This window comes from Agromyces binzhouensis (genome assembly GCF_004135055.1).
GTDB classification, from domain to species: Bacteria; Actinomycetota; Actinomycetes; order Actinomycetales; family Microbacteriaceae; genus Agromyces; species Agromyces binzhouensis.
This window is the reverse complement of record NZ_SDPL01000215.1, coordinates 1-5,267: the sequence shown is the minus strand read 5'-3', so window position 1 is coordinate 5,267 and position 5,267 is coordinate 1. Positions and strand designations below refer to the sequence as shown.

At 69.6% G+C, this 5,267-nt stretch carries 4 protein-coding genes and 1 pseudogene; all 5 read left to right on the top strand.

All coding sequences use genetic code 11. The features are described from left to right. A pseudogene (locus tag ESO86_RS18865) lies at window positions 1-310 on the top strand (DNA primase); the annotation flags it as partial. Between the two features lie 214 nt (window positions 311-524). Then, window positions 525-2,159, top strand: coding sequence for an ABC transporter substrate-binding protein (locus ESO86_RS11000; RefSeq protein WP_129234972.1), 1,635 nt, complete (start codon window positions 525-527; stop codon window positions 2,157-2,159). A gap of 86 nt (window positions 2,160-2,245) precedes the next feature. Next, on the top strand, window positions 2,246-3,337 hold the full coding sequence (locus tag ESO86_RS10995) for an ABC transporter permease (RefSeq protein WP_129234970.1): 1,092 nt from the start codon (window positions 2,246-2,248) through the stop codon (window positions 3,335-3,337). Window position 3,338: 1 nt separating this feature from the next. Continuing rightward, window positions 3,339-4,409, top strand: a complete 1,071-nt coding sequence (locus ESO86_RS10990; RefSeq protein WP_242492325.1) for an ABC transporter permease — start codon at window positions 3,339-3,341, stop codon at window positions 4,407-4,409. After that, on the top strand, window positions 4,406-5,267 hold an 862-nt coding region (locus ESO86_RS10985; RefSeq protein WP_165307669.1), incomplete at its 3' end, for an ABC transporter ATP-binding protein. The genes ESO86_RS10990 and ESO86_RS10985, both read left to right, overlap by 4 nt.

The window sequence follows — 5,267 nt, the reverse complement described above, 5'->3', positions numbered from 1 at the left end:
CGCGACGCCGCCGGCGGTCGCGGCCCGCCCCGTCACCGTCGATCGCGTCGTCGCCGAGGTGCCGCCGCCGTTCGCGTCCATCGTGCAGCAGCTGGCCGTCCTCCCGGTCCCGCAGCGGGGCGACGCCGAACTCACCGCATACGTGCGCGGCGTCGTCGGAGCGCTCGTCGACCGCGAGCTGCTGCGCCAGAAGCAGGAGCTGCTCGGCCGACTGCAGCGCACCGACCCGGCCGACACGACGACGTACGCGATGATCCAGCGCGCGCTCGTCGACATCGAGGGGGAGCGACGGTCCCTTCGCGGAGACTGACGACGGCCCGAGGGCGGATCGACAGGCACCGGATTCGAGGACTGCTCATCCTGTGCAGCTCCGTCCGCCGCGAAGGTTGCAGATCGGTCACATTCGGCCCTCGCCGGCCCCCGTGCCGGGCGCCACCACCAGCGCCGTGTGCTAGCTCTGAGAGATACACGATCGCGACGCGGCGAACCCGCGCGCGCTCACCGACAGGAAGAGGTAGACGGATATGGCATCCGCATCCACGAACCGCCGGCGCGGCCTCGCGCTCGCCGCGGGCTTCTCCGCTGCAGCCCTCGCCCTCGCGGGCTGCACCGCCGGCGGCGGCGACGAGGACTCGGCCGGTGGCGGCACGCTCACCATCGGCACGACCGAGCAGATCACCGCGCTCGACCCGGCCGGCTCGTACGACAACGGCTCCTTCGCCGTCATGAACCAGGTCTACCCGTTCCTGATGAACACGCCGTACGGCAGCCCCGATGTCGAGCCCGACATCGCCGAGACCGCGGAGTTCACGTCAGAGAACGAGTACACGGTGACCCTCAAGGAGGGCCTGACCTTCGCCAACGGCAACGAGCTCACCTCGTCCGACGTGAAGTTCACGTTCGACCGCCAGCTCGCGATCGCCGACCCGAACGGCCCGTCGTCGCTGCTCTACAACCTCGAGAGCGTCGAGACGCCGGACGACCTGACCGTCGTCTTCACGCTGAAGTCGCCGAACGACCAGATCTTCCCGCTCATCCTCTCGAGCCCGGTCGGTCCGATCGTGGACGAGGAGGTGTTCGCCGCCGACGCGCTGACGTCGGACGACGACATCGTCGCGGGCGAGCCGTTCGCCGGCCAGTACACGATCACGAGCTACGACTTCAACAACCTCGTGGCCTACAAGTCCAACCCCGACTACGAGGGCATCCTCGGCGAGGCGAAGACGGAGACGGTGAACGTCAAGTACTACACCGACGCGTCCAACCTGAAGCTCGACGTCCAGGAGGGCAACATCGACGTCGCGAACCGCACGCTGAGCGCGACCGACATCGAGGACCTCCGCGGCAACGACAACGTCAAGGTCGTCGACGGCCCCGGCGGCGAGATCCGCTACCTCGTCTTCAACTTCAACACGATGCCGTTCGGCGCGACCACGGCCGAGGCCGACCCGGCGAAGGCCCTCGCGGTGCGCCAGGCGGTCGCCGACCTCATCGACCGCGAGGCCATCTCGCAGGACGTGTACAAGGGCACCTTCACGCCGCTGTACTCGTACGTGCCGGAGGGGCTCACCGGTGCCAACGAGGCCCTGAAGGAGCAGTACGGCGACGGTGCGGGCCAGCCCGACGCCGACAAGGCCGCGCAGCGCCTCGAGGACGCCGGCATCGAGACGCCGGTCGACATCTCGATCCAGTACGTCGCCGAGCGCTACGGCCCGTCGTCGTCCGACGAGTACGCGATCATCAAGGACAACCTCGAGTCGAGCGGCCTGTTCACCGTGAACCTGCAGTCGACCGAGTGGGTCCAGTACTCCGACGACCGCGTCGCCGACCTGTACCCGGCCTACCAGCTCGGCTGGTTCCCGGACTACTCCGACGCCGACAACTACCTGTCGCCGTTCTTCCTCACGGAGAACTTCCTCGCCAACCACTACGAGAACCCCGAGGTCAACGACCTCATCCTCGAGCAGTCGGTGACCGGCGACGCCGACGAGCGCGCCGCGCTCATCGGCGAGATCCAGGACGCGGTGGCCGCCGACCTGTCGACGATCCCGTACATGCAGGGTGCGCAGATCGCGGTCGTGGGCGCCGACGTGGAGGGCGCCGAGGACACCCTCGACGCGTCGTTCAAGTTCCGCTACGCGGCGCTCTCGAAGGGCTGAGTCCCGACTAGAGTCGTCGCAGCACGACGACGGGGGCGATCTGCTACCGCGGGTCGCCCCCGTCTCCCTGCATTCGTGAGGAACCCATGAGCACTGTTGACACCGCGCCCTCATCCGAGGCGCCGGCCGCGGCCAGACCCAGGCCCAAGGCCACAGGAGGAGGATTCGGGCGCTACCTGCTCGTGCGCTTCCTCCTGATCTTCCCGACCATCTTCATCCTCGTCACCGTCGTCTTCTTCCTGGCGCGGACGACCGGCGATCCGATCACCGCGGCGCAGGGCGGCCGCCTCCGGCCCGAGCAGCTCGCGGAGTTGCGAGCCGCAGCAGGCTACGACCGGCCGCTGATCGTCCAGTACCTCGAGTACCTCGCACAGCTCGCGACGGGCGACTTCGGCCGCACGATGACCACGAACCGGCCGGTCGTCGAGATCCTGACCACCTACGGCCCCGCCACCTTCGAGCTGGTCTTCTACTCGCTGATCGTCGCGTTCGCCGTCGGCGTGCCGCTCGGCCTGTACGCGGCCTACCACCGCGACAAGGCGCAGGACGCGATCGCCCGCGTCCTGGCGATCATCTGGTACGCCGTCCCGATCTTCTTCGCGGGCCTCCTGCTGAAGCTCATCTTCGCGGTCTGGCTCAAATGGCTCCCCGTCGCGGGTCGCGCGAGCGTCAGCGCCGAGCTGCAGATGCAGACGCTGCCGAACCGGACCGGGTTCTACACGATCGACGCCATCCAGACCGGCGACCCCGAGATCCTCCTCGACGTGCTCTCGCACGCCGTGCTCCCGGCCGTCGCGCTGGGGCTGCTCACGGCGGGCATCTTCCTGCGCCTCGTGCGGACCAACGTCATCGGCACGCTCGCGACGGACTACGTCGACGCGGCGCGATCCCGCGGCGTCGCCGAGTCCCGGCTGCTCCGCAAGCACGCGTACCGCCCCGCGTTGATCCCGATCATCACCGTGATGGGCCTGCAGATCGCGTTGCTGCTCGCCGGCGCGGTCCTCACCGAGACCACGTTCGAGTGGAAGGGGCTGGGCTTCATCCTCGCCGAGTTCCTCGAGTCGCGCGACTTCGTCGCCGTGCAGGGCATCGTCGTGCTCCTCGCCGTGATCGTCGCGCTCACGAACTTCGTCGTCGACGTCATCGCGGCGTTCATCGACCCGAGGGTGAGGTACTGACATGGCCGTCACCGTAACCCCGCGCCCGGGGCACCGCTGGCGCGATCGCATCCCCGTCGTCCGCCAGGTCCGGCAGAGCGTCGGGCTGCAGCGCGGCATGCTCGTCGCGGGCCTGCTCATGCTGCTCGTCTTCGTGCTCTGCGCGATCTTCGCGCCGCTGCTCGCCCCGTACGGCTTCGCGCAGCGCGCCGACGCCGACGGCGGATTCGGCACGCAGCAGCCGCCCTCCGCGGCGCATCCCTTCGGAACCACGGTCGGCGGCTACGACGTGCTGTCGCGCGTCATCTGGGGCACCCAGACGGCGATCCTCGTGATCATCGTCGCCGTGCTCCTCGCGATCTTCATCGGCGTCGCGCTCGGCCTCTACGCCGGGTACTTCGGCGGATGGCTCGACCGCATCCTCGTCGTCGTGTTCGACGCGATCTACGCGTTCCCGTCCCTCCTGCTCGCCATCGTGCTCTCGATCGTGATCTCGGGAGGGCAGTCGAACCTCTGGGGCGGCGTCCTGGCCGCCGCGGGGTCGATCACCGTGGTCTTCATCCCGCAGTACTTCCGCGTGATCCGCGCGGAGACCGTCCGGATCAAGGCGGAGGCCTACGTCGAGTCGGCGAAGGTGCTCGGGGCGCCGAACCGTCGCATCGTGTTCCGGCACGTGTTCCGGAACGCCACGCGCACGCTCCCGCTCATCATCACGCTGAACTCGTCCGAGGCGATCCTGACGCTCGCCGCACTGGGCTTCCTCGGCTTCGGCATCGAGCCGACCGCGGCCGCCGAGTGGGGCTACGACCTGAACAAGGCGCAGTCCGATGTCACGAGCGGCATCTGGTGGACCGCGCTCTTCCCCGGTCTCGCGATCGTGTTCACGGTCCTCGCCATCACGCTCGTCGGCGAGAGCCTCAACGACCTCGCCGACCCGCGCCTGCGCGGGCGACGCCGGGTCGCGCAGTCGGCGGGCGAGGTCGCCGAGACCTCGGTCGTGCCGGGCGGCGCCCTCGACGCGGGTCCCGGAGGGCTCGCGGGTCTCGAGGACGGGGAGACGTTCGACGAGCACGGGATCGAGGTCAAGCGATGAGCACGGTGGTCGACATCAGGAACCTCGGCGTCTCGTTCTCGACGGATGCCGGGGCGGTCAAGGCCGTCGACGACGTGAGCCTCTCGGTGGAGCGCGGCGAGGTGCTCGCCATCGTCGGCGAGTCGGGCTCGGGCAAGACCGTGACGGCGAAGACGATCCTCGGGCTGCTCCCGGAGACCGCGACGACGAGCGGCGCGGTCGTGCTCTCGAACCGCGCGGGCACGGGCGAGCAGGACATCGTGTCGCTCACCGGGGCGGAGCTCCGAGCCGTGCGCGGGACCGACGTCGCGATGGTCTTCCAGGAGCCGTCGACGGCGCTGAACCCGGTCTACACGGTGGGCTGGCAGATCATGGAGGGCCTGCGCGCGCACGGCGCGGTGTCGAAGGCCGATGCCCGGAAGCGGGCGATCGAGATCCTCGGCCGTGTCGGCATCCCCGACCCGGAGCACCGCGTCGACCACTACCCGCACCAGTTCTCGGGTGGCCAGAAGCAGCGCATCGTCATCGCCATGGCGCTCGTGCTCGAGCCGGGACTGATCGTCGCCGACGAGCCGACGACCGCGCTCGACGTCACGGTGCAGGCCGAGATCCTCGACCTGCTGCGCCGCGTGCGCGACGAGTTCGGCACGGCGATCGTGCTCATCACGCACAACATGGGCGTCGTCGCCGATCTCGCGGACCGCGTCGCGGTCATGTACCAGGGCAGGGTGGTCGAGGAGGCGGCGGCGCGCGACCTCTTCGCCGACCCGCAGGCCGACTACACGAAGGCGCTGCTCGCGGCCGTGCCGTACGTCGGCCACGGCGTCGCGCGCGCGGCGGAGCGTGCCGCGGCGCGTCCTGCCGGGTGGGCGGAGCAGA

What these genes read in the sequence shown, in the direction of transcription:
- ESO86_RS11000 (WP_129234972.1), top strand. Translation starts at nt 525, where the DNA reads ATGGCATCCGCATCCACGAACCGCCGGCGCGGCCTCGCGCTCGCCGCG.
- ESO86_RS10995 (WP_129234970.1), top strand. Translation starts at nt 2,246, where the DNA reads ATGAGCACTGTTGACACCGCGCCCTCATCCGAGGCGCCGGCCGCGGCC.
- ESO86_RS10990 (WP_242492325.1), top strand. Translation starts at nt 3,339, where the DNA reads ATGGCCGTCACCGTAACCCCGCGCCCGGGGCACCGCTGGCGCGATCGC.